General features: G+C 70.6%; 11 protein-coding genes. 7 read left to right on the top strand and 4 right to left on the bottom strand.

Going from position 1 to position 16034, the window contains the following annotated elements:
* Positions 1-4: 4 nt before the first annotated feature.
* Positions 5-1204, top strand: a complete 1200-nt coding sequence (locus ATL45_RS38105; protein ID WP_093156934.1) for an NAD(P)/FAD-dependent oxidoreductase — start codon at positions 5-7, stop codon at positions 1202-1204.
* Between the two features lie 10 nt (positions 1205-1214).
* Here ATL45_RS38105 and ATL45_RS38100 read toward each other — a convergent pair whose 3' ends face one another.
* From ATL45_RS38100 to ATL45_RS38085, 4 genes are all read right to left on the bottom strand, one after another.
* Complete coding sequence (locus ATL45_RS38100; protein ID WP_093156933.1) at positions 1215-2801, bottom strand: helix-turn-helix domain-containing protein; 1587 nt, start codon at positions 2799-2801, stop codon at positions 1215-1217.
* A gap of 634 nt (positions 2802-3435) precedes the next feature.
* Entirely contained in the window at positions 3436-4173 is a 738-nt protein-coding gene (locus tag ATL45_RS38095; RefSeq protein ID WP_093156931.1) for a MerR family transcriptional regulator, read from the bottom strand.
* 27 nt (positions 4174-4200) lie between these two features.
* The gene (locus tag ATL45_RS38090) at positions 4201-5073 is read right to left on the bottom strand and encodes an alpha/beta fold hydrolase (protein ID WP_093156930.1); all 873 of its coding nucleotides are present in this window, start codon (positions 5071-5073) and stop codon (positions 4201-4203) included.
* A gap of 140 nt (positions 5074-5213) precedes the next feature.
* The gene (locus ATL45_RS38085; RefSeq protein WP_093156929.1) at positions 5214-5492 is read right to left on the bottom strand and encodes a hypothetical protein; all 279 of its coding nucleotides are present in this window, start codon (positions 5490-5492) and stop codon (positions 5214-5216) included.
* Between the two features lie 760 nt (positions 5493-6252).
* Here ATL45_RS38085 and ATL45_RS38080 point away from each other — a divergent pair.
* The 6 genes from ATL45_RS38080 to ATL45_RS38055 all read left to right on the top strand — a co-directional run bounded on the left by ATL45_RS38080 (position 6253) and on the right by ATL45_RS38055 (position 15879).
* Positions 6253-10104 carry a non-ribosomal peptide synthetase gene (locus ATL45_RS38080; RefSeq protein ID WP_093156927.1) on the top strand — a complete coding sequence of 1284 codons (3852 nt, stop codon included), beginning with the start codon at positions 6253-6255 and terminating at the stop codon, positions 10102-10104.
* 167 nt (positions 10105-10271) lie between these two features.
* On the top strand, positions 10272-11432 hold the full coding sequence (locus ATL45_RS38075; RefSeq protein WP_211841393.1) for a Shedu immune nuclease family protein: 1161 nt from the start codon (positions 10272-10274) through the stop codon (positions 11430-11432).
* A 52-nt stretch (positions 11433-11484) separates the two neighbouring features.
* Positions 11485-12897, top strand: coding sequence for a pyridoxal phosphate-dependent decarboxylase family protein (locus ATL45_RS38070; RefSeq protein WP_093156924.1), 1413 nt, complete (start codon positions 11485-11487; stop codon positions 12895-12897).
* Positions 12898-12978: 81 nt separating this feature from the next.
* Positions 12979-14214 (top strand): sensor histidine kinase, encoded by a 1236-nt coding sequence (locus ATL45_RS38065; RefSeq protein WP_093156923.1) that lies wholly within the window; start codon positions 12979-12981, stop codon positions 14212-14214.
* Positions 14211-14885, top strand: coding sequence for a response regulator (locus tag ATL45_RS38060; RefSeq protein ID WP_093156921.1), 675 nt, complete (start codon positions 14211-14213; stop codon positions 14883-14885). The genes ATL45_RS38065 and ATL45_RS38060 overlap by 4 nt, the downstream gene beginning before the upstream one ends.
* Before the next feature lie 22 nt (positions 14886-14907).
* Positions 14908-15879: a BtrH N-terminal domain-containing protein gene (locus tag ATL45_RS38055; RefSeq protein ID WP_246025769.1), complete on the top strand. Its 972-nt coding sequence runs from the start codon at positions 14908-14910 to the stop codon at positions 15877-15879.
* Positions 15880-16034 lie beyond the last annotated feature (155 nt).

Below are 16034 nucleotides of genomic sequence, written 5' to 3'. Positions count from 1 at the left end.
CGCCATGTTCGACGCGATCGTCGTCGGGGCCCGCTGCGCGGGTTCTCCGACCGCCATGCTGCTCGCCCGCGCGGGGCACCGGGTCCTGCTGCTGGACCGGGCTTCCTTCCCGTCCGACACCCTGTCCACGCACGTCATCCACCAGCCGGGCGTGGCGGCGCTGGCCAGGTGGGGACTGCTGGACGCCGTGCGCGCCTCGGGCTGCCCGCCGCTGGAGCACGCGCGCTACGAAGTCGCCGACATCCGCATCGAAGGCTGCGCACGCGGGGTCGCCGGGCAGCGGGCCGGCTACGCACCGCGCCGCTACGTCCTGGACACCATCCTGGTGGAGGCGGCGGTCTCGGCTGGGGCGGAGCTGCGCGAAGGCTGCCGGATCACCGGGCTGCTGCACGACGAGTCCGGGCGGGTCGTCGGCGTCGAAGGCAGCCACCACGGCGCCCGCTTCGCGGAGCGGGCCCGCCTGGTGATCGGGGCGGACGGCATGCGCTCGGCCGTCGCCCGCTTCGCAAAAGCCCCGTACACCGCCCAGGATCCGCGGCTGACCTGCGCCTACTACTCGTACTGGGCGGATGTGCCGACCGGTCTCGAACTCCACGAGAAGTCCGGGAGCTGGGTGGCCGCCGTGGCCACGCACGACAACGCGACCCTGGTGCTGACCTACTTCCCGCAGTCCCGCTTCGACGAGGTCCGCGCCGATCCGCTCCGCGCTCACCTGGACCAGGTGCGCGCCACCGCGCCCGCGCTGCACGAACGGCTGCGCGGCAAGCAACGGGTCGAGCGGCTCCACGGCACCGGCGACCAGCAGAACTTCTTCCGGCAGGCGGCCGGGCCCGGTTGGGCGCTGGTCGGCGACGCCGGGCACCACAAGGACTCGATCACCGCCCGAGGAATCAGCGATGCCTTCCGGCAGGCGGAGCTGCTGGCGCAGCGCGCGGGCGGCCTGTTCACCGGCGATCCCGCTGTGCTCGATGCAGCCCTCCGGCAGTACGCGGCCGATCGCGACGCCGCGCTGACACCGGGTTATGCCTCGACGCTGGAGGTCGCGAGGCTGGCGCCGCCGAACGACCACCGCCTCGCGCTGCTGCGGGCGGTGCAGGCGGACCCGGAACTCACCTCGATCTACTTCGACCTGTTCGCGGGCATCGGCACGGCAGCCGATCTCCGGGTCCCGAAGCTGCTGGAACTGCTGGGTGCACGGGCGTGAACCGCCCAGCTCAGGCCAGCAGCACGGGCCTGCCGGTGATCTCCATCGGCTCCCGCGGATCGACCGGGGCGCTGGTGCCGTCCAGTCGCCGGACGAGCGTGGTGCCCGGGCCGGGCGTCATCCGCGCGGTGCCCTCGTGCGTCCACCGGATGACGAACGGCTTGCCCTGCCGGGTGAACCGGCACTGCCAGACGTTGTCCGGCAGGCCCGCTTCCGGCCCGTGCCCGCAGGAGTCGATCTTCGCGTCCGTCAGCCAGCGGGTCAGCTCGCCGACGAACCGGCCGGCCTTGGTCGGCTGGAACCCGTTGGTCTGCAGCACGATGGGCACCCGGTCACCGCCCCAGCTGTAGAAGTAGAAGCGGTCGTACCAGCGCCAGAGCGAGACCAGGTAGGAGCGGACCGCGTAGTCGGCGGCGAGCTCCGGCTCGACCCGCTCCTGCTGGGTGACCTCGGTGCCCCAGCCGGTGGCCCACAGCTTCGGCCCGATCAGCGCGCGGGCCAGTGTCTGGTCGATCTGCCTGGTGAGCTCCATCATCGTCTCGGGCGGGTCCGAAGCGTTGCGCGGGTACAGCTTGACCGCGGCGTAGTCGCAGTGGCTGTACCCGCCCAGCTCGGCGAAGCGCTGCATCACCAGCTGGTTCCCGGGTTCCCACAGGCCGGTGAAACCGGGGCAGACGACGTTGGCGTCCGGGTCCAGCTCGCGGATCACGTCGGCGGCGATCCGCGTCATGGCCACCAGCGTCTCGACCGGGCCGTCGAAGAACGGCGGGGTGCCGATGTCCCACAGCTCGTAGGACTCGATGCGCCCGTCGGCGTGGGTCACCAGGGCGCGCACGAACCGCTCCCAGTCGGCGAGGTCGTCGGGCGGGCTGGTCCGGGAACCGTCGGTGTAGGGCGTCCGCCTGCCGTTCGGCGCTGCCCACCCCGGTGCGCCGCCGAAGACGTACACCACCGGCAGGCCGGCCGCTCCCGCGCCGTCGAGGTGCCTGTCCAGGATCGTCCAGTCGAACCGGCCGCGTTCCGGTTCGAGCACCTGCCACCGGGTCTTCGAGTCCCACAGCCGCACCGAACCGACCGGGAAGGTGGGCATGGCACCGGTGGCGCTGTTGATGGTGACCCCGACGAATCCGGGAGAGACGGAGCCCGGGTTGTAGGTCCAGTTGGGCGCGGAGATGTCGCGCTGAGCGGGGATCTCGGTGCGGTTGACGTCTTCCGGCAGGTACGCGTAGGCCCCGGCGATCGCGATGACCGCCACCGCGGCGGCGACCAGCCACCAGCGGCGCCGCTTCGGGGCCGGTGCGGGCGTCGCATCGACGGCGGCTTCGGGTTCGTCCGCGGGTTCTGGCTCCGCCGCGCCGTTCGCCTGCTCCCACAGGCGGTAGAGCTCGGAGAGCGCGTCGCGATCGGCGCCGCACACCTTCGCGATCAGCTCCACGGTGCCGAAGCTGGCGGGCACGCTCTGCCCGCTGCAGTACCGGTGCACGGTGGACCGGCCGAGGTGGGCCCGGTGCCCGATCTGCTGGTAGCTGTAGCCGCTGGACCGCTTCAGCTCGTTGAGCGCGTCCGCCAGTGTTCCGGTACCCGCTGGTCGACTCATGCAGCCCCCGGTCCGCCGACATCACCGGACAGGAGTGTCGCACGGGATCACCCCGGCAGAAGCGGATTTCCCCGGAAGTGGAGGTGTCTCCGGCAGCTGCGAAAACGGCTGCTCGGGAGCGATTTTCGCGGTGGTGCTCGATGCCTGGTCGCCGCGCGCTCCGCTCCAGCGCGTTGGGGCAGCGGGCCTCGGGAAGAGCGCGGCCGCGCCGGTCCGGTGTCCCGTGAGCGTTTCGAGGCCGAAAGTGCAAGGCATCGGGCTGAATGCTCGGAGCCGACCGCACGATGAAATCCACAGTGGACGTTGTGGTGCGGGCGTCGAGCGGAACAGGAGGCGAAGTCCCGGCAGTCGCGGGTGGTGTCCGCCGCTGCGGCGCTTGACCATCTGGGGGAACGTCGGTCAAGCGCCGCAGCTCAGGAACCGGCCGCAGAGGCGGCGAACTCGGCAGCCGGCTTATTCGATCGCGAACGTCACTCGCGTGCCTCTACGGTAAGTGGCGGTCTGGCATATACCAAACGGTTTCGGAATATGCCACCCCTTTGAGGGATCGGCGACATCCGCGCAACCGCCCGCCGGGCAGCCCTCATCGCCAGGTCGGACACGCGCTGACCTGCGATATCGCGCACGTGAACGCCTATCCGCCGTCCCGGGAGCTCCGGCGCTGTTCGGCGCGGTGGGCCAGGGTGCTGACGATGCGCTGCCAGGCCGGTGCTGCTTCGGAGATCCGGGAGACGACCAGCCGCAGGTAGCCCGGCTGCTCGCCGTCGTCCTCCTGCTCGGCAGCCCGCGCGTCGAGTTCGTCGATGAGCCGGTCCACGCGCGGGTCGTGCGGCTCCCAGTCGACCGACCGGTCGCAGGCGAGGTACAGGCGCACCACCTCGGGATCGTCGAGACCGGCGTTCTTCTCCCGGAGCCGCCGGGGCACGACCTGCGGATCCAGCGCCTGCATCAGGATCCACGAGTCGCGTTCGAGCCGGATCCTCGATTCGCTGATCCCGAGCGCGCGCATCCGGTCGAGGACGGCGACCACCTCCGGGGGCAGGACGAGCTGTTCGCCGCTGTCCAGCCGAGCGATCCGCCGGCGGTACTCGGCCAGCTGATCGATCTTGCGCCGCAGTTCGGCGTCGATGTCGGTGATCGCGGCGGCGAACTCGGTCGGCTGCGCGTGCAGCAGCGCGTCGATGCGCGCCAGCGGCACCCCGGCGTCGGCGAGGGTCCTGATCCGGATGAGGTCCACCGCCGCCTGCGCGCTGTAGCGGCGGTAGCCCGAGGCATCGCGCTCGGGTTCGGGGAGCAGGCCGACGTGGTGGTAGTGGCGGACGGTGCGCACGGTCACGCCGGCGGTCGTCGCGAGCTGGCTGATCGTGAGCACCGTTCTCCTTCGCGTCTCGCGCCGAGTCTAGGGGCGGGTGGCCCGGTCGATGACGTCCCGGATCGCCTGGACGACGGCGTCGGGGTGGTCGAAGCAGAGCCGGTGGTGGCCGGTGCCGGAGAGGAAGCGCTGCTCTCCGCGTGGGACCGAGCTCACCAGCGCCGCGTCCATCCTCTTCCGGCCGTCGTGCATCTCCTGCCCGGCGGGATCGGAGCCCAGCACGGTGAGCGCGATCAGCGGAACATCGGGGAGACCGGGCCCGGCCCGCAGCTCGTCTGCGAGCTCGCCCAGCCCGGTGCGCTCGGCGACGCCGACGCGGAGCCACTCATCGCTGGTGCGGGCATCGATCAGCGCCCGCCGCAGGTGCTCGGGATAGGCCGCGTACATGTCGGCGTACTCGTCGCGCAAGGTCGGGCGCAGCTTCTTCATCTGCTCCAGGTCGGCCATCCGCTCGGCCGCCGCGAGACTCGCGGTGGGCGGCATGAAGTCGTCCCAGTCGCGGTGCAAGGCGTCCAGCCAGACCAGTCCGGCCACGTCCTGCGGGTGCAGCTGCGCGAACCGGTGCGCGTAGAGGCCGCCGAGGGAGTGCGCGACCAGGACGTACGGGCCCGGGATGCCTTGAGCGCGCAGCAGCTCGTGCAGTTCCGCGGCGACTTCGGCCGCGGTGCGCGGCAGCGGCAGGGAATCGCTGTACCCGGTGCCGCCCCGGTCGTACACGACGGCGGTGGTGAACTCCGAAACCCGTTGCTGCACGAGGAAGTAGTCGAGCCCGACGGCGCTGGCGCCGGGGAGGAACACGACGGCCGGGCCGCCGATGCCCGACCGGTGCACGAAGAGCCGTCGGCCGTCGATCTCCTGGAAGCCCCCGACCGGTGGGGCGGGGCTGCTGTTGTTCGTCACGTCCCGGAGCCTCCAACCATGACGCAGGGTCAAGGTCAACCCGCTCCGGAGGTGTCCGGCCGTTGAAAAGCGGGCGCCGACCGGTGTGCGGCCGGTCGGCGCCCTGGTGATGCTGTGTCGGGTGTTACCCCGTCGTCAGGTCAGTTGCCCGCGATGGACGAGGCGTTGCCGCCGAAGCCGCCGCCACCGTTGCCCGCGGAGGCGTTGCCGCCGTCGCCGCTGGACAGGGCGCTGATGCCGCTGAGGACGTTCACGCCGACACCGCCGTTGCCACCCTGCCCGTGGCCGCCCGCGGCGCTGGAGTGGGCGTGGTCGTTGCCGTGGCCGTGGCCGTGGCCACCGGCGAAGGCGGGCGAGCCGATGGCCAGCGCGGCGGCGCAAGCAGCGGTGACACCGATAAGGCGAAGCGTAGTGCGCATTTGCTTGAACTCCCATCCATGTTCTGAACGTCACCGTGTCGGCAGCTGTCCCGGGGCTCCGGGAACTTGGGGGGTGCGCCGACCGGCAGTAGCTACGTTTGCACCGCTTCCGAGCGCGCGCTCCGGCTGCCACACCATAGAGAAGACCAGCCACCCGTGCGGACCACCGCGCTGCGCCGACCGAGTGTGGCTGACCAGGGAAAAAGTGAAATCCCTTGCACATGACCGAAAATCCGAAAGGTTCTGTCCGTTGAGCCGGGCGAGGCTGATGTGCAAGAGGTTTCGCATAGTGTGCCCGGTGTCCGGGTGGTGGTCCGAGTTGAGGAATCGGATCGATGACGCCCAATGCGTCTGTCTTCCAACGGTTTTCGCGGAGACCCTCGGCGCGTGTCCTCAATGTCCGAATTTGGCGGGATGGCTGTCGCTCGGCCGGGTGTCGTGGCCGGGGGTGCTCCGAAGTGGCATTCGTGATCTCACCTGAACGTGTACTTGCCTCCGATGGTGGTCGATAGGTAGTCGATCGGAGTCCATTTCGGTGATGAAAACCAGTGCACCGCAACGTTTTCTGGTGAACTGGCAGTTCGCTGCCGAGTGGGGTGAGCTGTCCGCGCCGACGGGCTTCCGGAGCTCCGCGAAGTCCGTGCAAATAGGACTTTCTTGATGTGACGACCGGAGATCAGGAGTGCCGATGGAATCATCACCCCGACGCGCCGGACGTGGCGCTGTGTCGTTTCCCCGCGCTCGTGGTACCCAGCGTGCCATGCCCAAGGAGATGGACCATGGAACGCTCCCGCTTACGGCTGCCCAGACGGGCGTGTGGTTCGCCCAGGAGTTCGATCCGGCCAATCCCATGTACCGAGCCGCGGAAGCGGTGGAGATCAGCGGCCCGCTGGACGTGGCGCTGCTCGAAGTCGCGTTGCGGCAGGCCGTCGGCGAGACCGAGGCGCTTCGCGCCCGGTTCGACAGCGACGGTCGTGACCGGGTCTGGCAGACGGTGGAACCGATGCTGGACTGGGTGCTGCCGCAGGTGGACCTGCGCGGGGCCGCTGATCCGGAGGCCGCGGCCGAGGAGTGGATGCGGGCCGAGCTGAGCTCGCCGGTGAACCCCCGCAGCTCGCCGCTGTTCTCCTTCGCCGTGCTGCGGACCGGGCAGGAGCGCTTCACCGTCTACTTGGCGCTGCACCACATCCTCCTCGACGGCTTCGGCTTCTCGCTGTTCATCCAGCGCGTCACCGAGATCTACACGGCGGCCGAGGAGGGGCGGCCCTTCCCGCCGTGCCAGTTCGGCTCGCTGGCGCAGCTGCTGGCCGAGGAGGCCGCCTACGAGGTCTCGGAGCGGTTCGTCCAGGACCGCCAGTACTGGGCGGAGCAACTGGCGGGCTGGCCCAACGCGGACCGCTCGCGCCGGATGTCGTCCATCGTGCCCCGCAGCTTCATCCGCGAGACCGGCTACGTCAGCCCGGAGGACGCGGCGGGCCTGCGGGCGCTGGCCCGCGCGGCGCGCACGAGCCTGCCCTCGGTCGCGATGTCCGCGCTCGCGCTGTACGTGCACCGCCTGTCGGGCAACGACGAGGTCACGCTGGACCTGCCGGTCAACGGCCGGTCCGGGAGCCTCGCGCGCAGCGTGCCGTCGATGGTGGTCAACGTGCTGCCGCTGCGAACCCGGATGACCCCGTCGACCACCGTCGCCGAGCTGATCCGCACCACCGCGGGCAGTGCGAAGGACCTGCTGCGCCACCAGCGCTACTCCTCGGCGCGCATGGTGCGGGACCTGGGAATCGCACACCACCGCGGCGGGTACCTCGGTGACTGGGGCATCAACATCATGACCCACGACGCCCAGCTCCGGTTCGGCAGTCTTCCGGCGGTGCTGCGCAACCTCTCGAACGGCCCGGTGACCGGACTCGGCGTCAACGTCTACGACCGGCCCGCCGACGGATCGCTGCGGATCGACTTCAACTCCGACCCGGCCAAGTACGACCGCGCGACCACGGCCGCGCACCACCGCCGGTTCCTGGAGCTGCTGCACGTGCTGGCCGGCACCGATCCCGAGCAGCAGGTGGGCGCGATCGACCTGCTGTCGGCCGACGAGCGCGAGCTGGTGCTCAGCACCTGGAACGACACCCGGCAGGACACGCCGGCCGGCACCGTGCCGGAACTCTTCGAGGCCCAGGTCCGCGCGGATCCCGGTGCCACGGCGCTGGTCTGCGGTCAGGAGCGGCTGTCCGCCGCCGAGCTCAACGCCCGCGCCAACCGCCTGGCCCACCTGCTGGTCGAGCGCGGTGCCGAACCGGAAGCGCGCATCGCGGTGGCCCTGCCGCGCACCGCCGACTACCTCGTCGCGGTGCTGGCCGTGCTCAAGGCAGGCGCGACCTGCGTGCCGCTCGACCCCGGCCACCCGGCCGCCCGCATCCGCACCCTGCTCGCGGAAGTCCAGCCGAGGCACGTGCTCACCACCACCGAGATCGGCGCCGCGCTGCCCTCCGGGCACCCGCTGCTGGTGCTCGACGAGATCACCACCGATCAGCAGCCGGACACCGACCTGGTCGGCACCCACCGGCCGGAGCACGCGGCGTACATCAACTTCACCTCGGGCTCCACCGGTGGCCCGAAGGGCGTCGTCGTCGAGCACCGCCAGCTCGCCAATCTCTTCCACGACCACCGGCGAGAGCTGATCGAGCCGGCGGGACGGCGGCTGCGCGCCGCGCTGACCGCGTCGTTCTCGTTCGACACCGCGTGGGAGAGCCTGCTGTTCCTGGCCGCGGGCCAGGAGGTGCACTTCGTCGCCGACGAGGTGCGCCTCGACCCGGTCGCGCTCGTGCGCTACTTCGACCGGCACCGGGTCGACTTCGCCGATCTCACCCCGTCCTTCCTGCGCCGCTTGCTGGCCGCGGGCCTGCTGTCCGGCGCGGAGAAGTTCCCGTGGCTGCTCATGGTCGGCGGCGAGGCGATCGATCCCGACCTCTGGGCGGAGCTGCGCGACCGACCCGGCGTCGAGGCCTGGAACTACTACGGACCCACGGAGTCCACTGTGGACGCGGTGTACGGCCGGATCGAGAGCGACCGGCCGCTCATCGGCCGCCCGGGGCACAACGTCCGCGCCTACGTGCTGGACAAGGCCGGGCAGCCCCAGCCGCCCCTGGTCCCCGGCGAGCTGTACCTGGGCGGTGCCCAGGTCGCCCGCGGGTACCTGAACCGGGAAGAGCTGACCGCGCAGTGCTTCCTGCCCGATCCCTTCGGACCGCCCGGGGCGCGCATGTACCGCACCGGCGACCTGGTCCGCTGGACGCAGGACGGCGAGCTCGAATACCTCGGCCGCATCGACGACCAGCTCAAGATCCGGGGAGTGCGCATCGAACCCGGCGAGATCGAGGCCGTGCTCACCGAGCACCCGGGAGTGGTCGAGGCGGTGGTGACGGCGACCTCGGCCGCCGAGCCCGAGCTGGTCGCCCACGTGGTGCCGGGGCCGGAGCCGGTCGACGCGGCCGAACTCCGCGCGTGGACGGCGAAGCGGCTGCCCACCTCGATGGTGCCCTCGTCGTTCGTCCTGCTCCCCGAGCTGCCGCTGACGGTGCACGGGAAGCTCGACCACAACGCCCTGCCCGCGCCCGAAGCCCGCGCCGGTCGCCAGCCCCGCACGCCCCGCGAGGAGCAGCTGTGCGCGCTGCTCGCCGATGTGCTGGGCGTCGGCGCGGTCACCATCGACGACGACTTCTTCGAACTGGGCGGGCAATCGCTGATGGCGGCCGAACTCGTCACCCGCCTCCGCACCGAGCTCCGGACCGAAGTCCCCCTCGGCGCGGTGTACGAGGCCCCGACGGTGGCCGAGCTGGCCTGCCTGCTGGAGCAGGAGTCCTCCTCGAACGCGTTCGAAGCGGTCCTGCCGCTCCGTCCGAGCGGCAGCCGGCCGCCGCTGTTCTGCGTGCACCCGGCGGGCGGTCTGAGCTGGTGCTACGCCGGTCTGCCGCGCCACCTGCCGGACGACCTGCCGGTGTACGGCCTGCAGCTGATCGGGCTGACCCGGGACGACGGGTTGCCGTCGACGTTCCGCGAGCTGATCGAGGGCTACGTGCGGCAGATCCGCTCGGTGCAGCCGACCGGGCCCTACCACCTGCTGGGCTGGTCGCTCGGCGGCGCGCTGGCGCACGCCATCGCCGCTCACCTGCAGGCCGACGGCGAGCTCGTGCCCCTGCTCGCCCTGCTCGACGCCCGCCCGATCGACCCGCAGGCCCACCGCGCCGAACCCGCGCGCGAAGGCGTCCGGGCCTTGCTGTTCGAGGCAGCGGGCCTGCCGCCGGACGCCGACCACCACCCGGCGCTGGGGGAGGAGCAGCTCGCCGCGCTCACCACCGTCCTGCTCAACACCGCCCGGCTGGCCCCGACCTACGCGGAATCCTGCTTCGACGGCGACCTGCTGTACTTCCGGGCGACCCGAGCCGACCACGTGTCCGACGGCGACGAGTGGCGCTCGAGGATCACGGGCACGGTGATCTCCCACGACCTGGAGTGCACCCACAACACCATCACCCAGACCGAACAGCTGGCAGTCATCGGAGGCCTGCTCACCCACCACCTGCAGCGAGAACCAGCAGCAGCCACCACAGCCGGGTGATGCGCGGGCGGGGCCCGGGCCACCTCGGGCCCCGCCTTCCAGGTGCTCGTGCGGAATCGCGGATTCCGGCTGATGCCGAGTGCTTCCGAGGGCATCCTGGCGGGAGATCCCCCGCCGCGAAGGAGCATTCGATGACCAGACCTGCCGACTGGTCGTTGGAACTGCAGTTGGAGCAGGTCGAGGAGCGTGCAGTCGATCCGGATGTCAAGGCTGCGATCGCGGACGCGATCCGCTACCTGCACAGCGGTCGCAGTCAGAAGCGGAGAGGCGGTCGCGAGCTGGTCCGACTCCTGGAGATCGCTCGGCTTCGCGCTTCGGAGGAATCCGAGTGGCACGTCGTGCGGCAGGTTCAGGATTCTCTCGACTACCTGGACGGATCGCTGCTCAGGCCTGACTTCGAGGAGTACTACCGCATCCACCAGGACGGGCCGCGGAATGAGCTGAACCGCGACTACGTCGCGCACACGTTCGCGGCGGCGTACCACTTCTTGGAGTGGCATTACCGGAAGATCCTGGAGAATCGGCGAACCGCGACAGTCGACGAGGTGCTGCAGCAGCTCATCGATCTCAGCAACGACGGGAGGTTCGTCGACGCCCCAGCGGAACGTCCCGGCCGCTACCGGATCGTCCGGGGACGTGCGGAGATGGCTCTCTGGCTGGAACGCGTGCTCCGGTACCGGATCGAGGTCGAAGACCCGACTGGGGACTCGCGCCGGATCGTCAGTTCGGCGGATGCGCTCGCCGTTCTCGCCGACGATGAAGATGGCCTGGCTCTGCTCAGAGCCGCCGAGCTGAAACGCCAGGCCGAGAGCCTCGCGGAGATCCGAAGGATCGCCGAGGACCCGGACGCCACGGAACACGCGATGCAGACGAAGCTCGAAGAACAACCGTGGATCTTCGGCGGTCGTTTCGTGGGGGCTGACGCTCGTCGCCGTCTGGTGTCCGGTGACGAGATCGACATCCCGCTGATCCGTGCGGACGGGAGTCTGCACGTCGTAGAGCTCAAGCGGTCGAGGGGAGCGTCGATCGTCAAGCGGCACCGGAATGCCTGGGTGCCCACCGCCGAGGTTCACGATGCGGTGTCGCAGGTGGTCAACTACCTGGTGGGGCTCGATGAGCACCGTCAGCGCATCTACGAGGAGTTCGGCATCGAGACCAGGCGCGCGAGCGGGCTGGTCCTCATCGGGTACCCGGCGGGCGACACGGATGCCGCGGAAGAGGACGTCAACGAGGCCCTTCGCTTGTTCAACGCGCACTTGAGCCGAATCGAGGTCATGACCTACAAGGACCTCCTCGACAATGCCGATCGTGCGCTGGGCTGGACGTGACCGCGTCCGAAATCTGCCAGCGGGTGGGCTTCGGGGCGCTGACACTGGCGGCATGCACGTTGATTCGCGGGAACTTCTGGAGCGGACTGCGGCGCATGCCGCCGAATTCCTGGCGGGGCTCGGCTCGCGGCCGGTGGCTCCGGGCGGGAGCACGGCTGCGTTGCGGGAGGCGCTGGGACGTTCCTTGCCCGAGGAGGGCATGGACGACGTTCGGGTCGTCGACGAGCTGGTTCGCGACACGGCCGACGGGTTGTTGGCCAGCGCTGGCGGGCGGTTCTTCGGCTGGGTGATCGGTGGTGGTGTGCCAGCGGCGATCGCGGCGGACTGGCTCACCGCGACGTGGGACCAGAACGCCGCGATGCACGCTTGCGGGCCTGCCGTGGCGGTGGTCGAAGAAGTGACCGGGGAGTGGCTGAAGGAACTGCTCGGGCTGCCGAGTTCCGCTTCGTACGCGTTCACCACGGGTGCGCAGTCGGCGCACGTGACCGCGTTGGCCGCCGCGCGCCACAAGTTGCTGGCCGATCGCGGGTGGGACGTGGAACGGCGGGGCCTGGCCGGAGCCCCGGCCTTGCGGGTGCTGACCTCGGGGCAGCAGCACGCCTCGATCGACCGGGCTGTGCGGCTGCTCGGTCTGGGAACCGATCAGCTGCACGCGGTGGGAGCCGACGCCGAGGGCCGGATCGATCTCGTCGCGCTGGAGCGGGAACTCGCGGAGGCGGACGGGCCGGTGGTGGTGTGCCTGCAGGCCGGGGAGATCAACACCGGGTCGTTCGACCCGTTCGAGGAGGCTTGTGCACTGGCCGCTGCCAGGGGCGCGTGGGTGCACGTCGACGGCGCGTTCGGGTTGTGGGCCGCGGTCAGCGACCGGCACCGGCACCTGTTGTCCGGGGCAGGCGGTGCGGATTCGTGGACCACCGACGCGCACAAGTGGCTCAACGTGCCGTTCGATTCGGGCCTGGTCTTCGTCCGGCACCCGTCGGCGCACCGCGCTGCGATGTCGACGCGCGCGAGCTACCTGGTGCACGCCGCCGACACCGCCGCGGAGGACGGGACGGCACCGGCTCGCGACCAGCTGGACTGGAACCCGGAGTGGTCCCGGCGTGCGCGGGCGGTGCCCGTCTACGCCGCGATCCGGTCCCTGGGGCGGCGGGGCATCGCGGCGATGATCGACCGCTGCGTCGGCCACGCGCACCGGCTCGTGGCCGGGATCGGCTCTCTGCCGGGCGTCGAAGTGCTCGCCCGGCCGGTGATCAACCAGGGCCTGGTGCGCTTCACCGCGGCCGACGGAGATCACGATGCCCGCACCGACCGGGTCATCGGTCTGGTGCAACGAGGTGGTGCGGCCTGGTTCGGCGGCACCACCTGGAACGGCGTGCGCGCCATGCGGATCTCCGTGGTGAACTGGCGGACCGACGACCAGGACGTCGACCGCGCGGTGGCCGCCGTCCGCGCCGCGCTCGGCTGAAGGGCTTCGGTGGAGGGCGGGTCCGCGGTGACGGGTAGTCTCGGCGAGGACTTCTGCGACCTGTGGAGTTGAGCCTTGCCGATGGCCAGATCCGTGCGCCGGCGTGATCCGGGTGAGCAGTCGAAGCTCCAGGTCAAGCCCGTCGTCTGGGCTGCAGGGGCGCTCGGTGCTGGTGCGCTGGCGTTGGCCGCGGTGGCCATTCCGCTCGACGCCGTGGTCTTCGGGATGCCGGTTCCGCTGGCCTTCGTGCTCGGTGCCGTGCAGCCCGCGGCGATCGTTCTCGCGCTCTTCCGCCCGCGGTTGGCTGCCGGAATCTCCTGCACCGCCGTGTTCGTGCTGGCGATCGCGGTCGGCGATGCGGCCGTGTGGCCGGTTGCGGTGACGACGCTGATCGGGCACGGGTTGCTGGTCGGTGTGCTCGGCGCGCAGCCTGCCTGGCCGGTCGGGCTGTGGTGCTGGGGCGGTGGTGTGGTGGCTGCTTTCGCCGCCGCCGCACTCGTGCCGCACAACGTGTCGACGGGTGCGGTGATCGGCAACCTCTTCATCTTCGGCTCCGTCACCGCGGGCACCTTCGCGCTCGCGATGTTCGTCCGGCAGTGGCGGCGGATCTCCTCGCAGCTGGTGCAGGAGCGCAGGCTCAGCGCCGACGAGCACGCCAAGCGGGTGATCGCCGAGGAGAAGACGCGGGTCGCGCGCGAGCTGCACGACGTGATCGCGCACAGCATGTCGCTGATCAACGTGCAGGCGACCACCGCGCAGTACCGGCACCCGGGGCTCGATCCGGCGATCGGCGCGGAGTTCGACCAGATGGCGGCCGCCTCGCGGCAGGCGCTGGGCGAGATGCGCAGCGTGCTGGGAGTTCTGCGCAGCACCCAGACCGACAACGAGCTGGTTCCGCAGCCGGGCCTGGACCGCATCCCGGAGCTGATCGACAGCTCCCGCCGGGCGGGCGTGGACATCACCGCGCACGGCACGGAGCTGCTGGAGGAGCGGCCGGGCAGCGAGATCGCCGGTATCGCGGCGTTCCGGATCGTGCAGGAAGCCTTGAGCAACGTGACCAGGCACGCCCCCGGCGCGCGCACGGAAGTGCGCTTCGAGCGCTCTGGTGACGAGCTGACGATCACCGTGCGCAACGGTGCACCGGAGCGGACGGCCAACCCGGTGCAGGGCGGCGGGCACGGCCTGGTCGGCATGCAGGAGCGGGCCGCCATCGTGCGCGGCGAGCTCCGGTTCGGGCACCTCGACGACGGCGGTTACGAAGTACGAGCGGTTCTCCCGCTGCACAGCAACGATTCGCAGGAGCAGGACACCCCATGACCATCAAGGTGCTCGTCGTCGACGACCAGGCAATGGTGCGGGCCGGGTTCGCCGCGCTGCTCGGCGCGCAGCCCGACATGGAGGTGGTCGGGGAGGCCGACAACGGGGCTCGCGCGATCGAGATCTCCCACGCCCGGCAGCCCGACGTCGTGGTGATGGACGTGCGGATGCCGGTGCTCAACGGGATCGACACCACGCGGCAGCTGATGAACCCGCCGGAATCCGTCGCGCACGTGCCCCGCGTGCTGATGCTCACCACCTTCGACATCGACGACTACGTGTACGAGGCGATCCGGGCCGGTGCCAGCGGTTTCCTGCTCAAGGACGCGCTGCCCGCCGATCTCGTCTCGGCGGTGCGCGTGGTCGCCGCCGGCGAAGCGCTGCTGGCGCCGACGGTGACGCGCCGGATGATCGAGCACTTCGCCCGCTCCGCCCCGCCGCGCCAGAGCACCGCGCCGCGGCTGGAGGCGCTCACCGATCGGGAGCGCGAGGTGCTCACCCTTGTCGCACAAGGGCTTTCGAACGGCGAGATCGCCGTTGCGCTGTTCATCGCCGAGCAGACGGTGAAGAGCCACGTCAGCCGCATCATCGGTAAGCTCGGGATTCGCGACCGGGTGCAGGCCGTCATCGTCGCCTACGAGTGCGGGCTGGTCTCCGCCAACGGCACCTGATCGCCGGTCCGGGAGGAGCGTGGTGGAAGGCATCGATGCCCGCGGCATGCAGCACTGCGAGACGACGGCGCTGGGCGTGCTGCTGCGGCATGCCGGGATCGAGCTGTCCGAACCGATGCTGTTCGGGCTCGGCTCCGGGCTGTCCTTCATCTACTGGGACAGCAAGAGCGTGGGATTTCCCTTCCTGGGCGGCCGGGTCAAGCCCTTCGAGCTCACCCGGAACCTGACCGCCGCGCTCGGGCTCGAGCTGCTGGTCGCGGAGACCACCTCCGCGCGCAAGGCCTGGCAGAACGTGGCGGGACCGATCGACGCCGGTCGGCCGGTCGGCCTCCAGCTCGACAGCTACCACCTGGACTACTTCACCACGAAGGTGCACTTCGGCGGGCACGTCGTGGCCATGTACGGCTACGACGACCAGGACGCCTACCTGGTGGACACCGACGCCCAGGGCGGGGCCGTCACCACCAGTCTCGACAGTCTGGCCCGGGCCAGGGCCGAACGCGGCCCCATGACCGCCAAGCACCGCTCCTTCACCATCACAGCGCCCACCGCGCCGTCACCGCGGGATCAGATCATCCCCGCGATCAGGGCCTGCGCCGAGGCGTTCCTGAACCCGCCCATCGCGAACCTGGGCCACCGGGGCGTCGAGAAGGCCGCGAAGCAAGTGCCGAAGTGGCTGCAGCGCAGTGACAATCCGGGAGAGCACCTGTCGCGCACCGCCGTTCTCATGGAGAAGGCAGGCACCGGTGGCGCGCTGTTCCGCAACCTCTACCGGGACTTCCTCGCCGAGAGCGCCGAGGTGATCGACAGCGACCACCTGCGCACCGGCCACGCCCTGTACTCCGAGGCCGCCGGGCTCTGGACGCAGGTGGCCGCACTCGTCGCGGCAGCAGGCGAATCCGGCGACGCGGAGAAGCTCACGCAGGCCGGTGCACTGCTCCACGAGCTCTCGCGGATCGAACGCGATGCCATGCGGGAACTCAGCATGCTCTAGGAACTGCCCGACCGTACCGGTGGGGGAACGATTCACCGCACCCCCTACCGCGGTACGGGGTGCGAATGCGCTCTCCGGACCGACGCGAATTCCGGTGCTGAATTCATACGCTCTTCCCGGTCCGGAATTCGTCCGGACCCGTTCCACGGGGAGAA

The sequence above is a fragment of the Saccharopolyspora antimicrobica genome, assembly GCF_003635025.1.
Classification (GTDB): domain Bacteria; phylum Actinomycetota; class Actinomycetes; order Mycobacteriales; family Pseudonocardiaceae; genus Saccharopolyspora; species Saccharopolyspora antimicrobica.
This window is presented reverse-complemented; position numbering and strand designations above follow the sequence as displayed.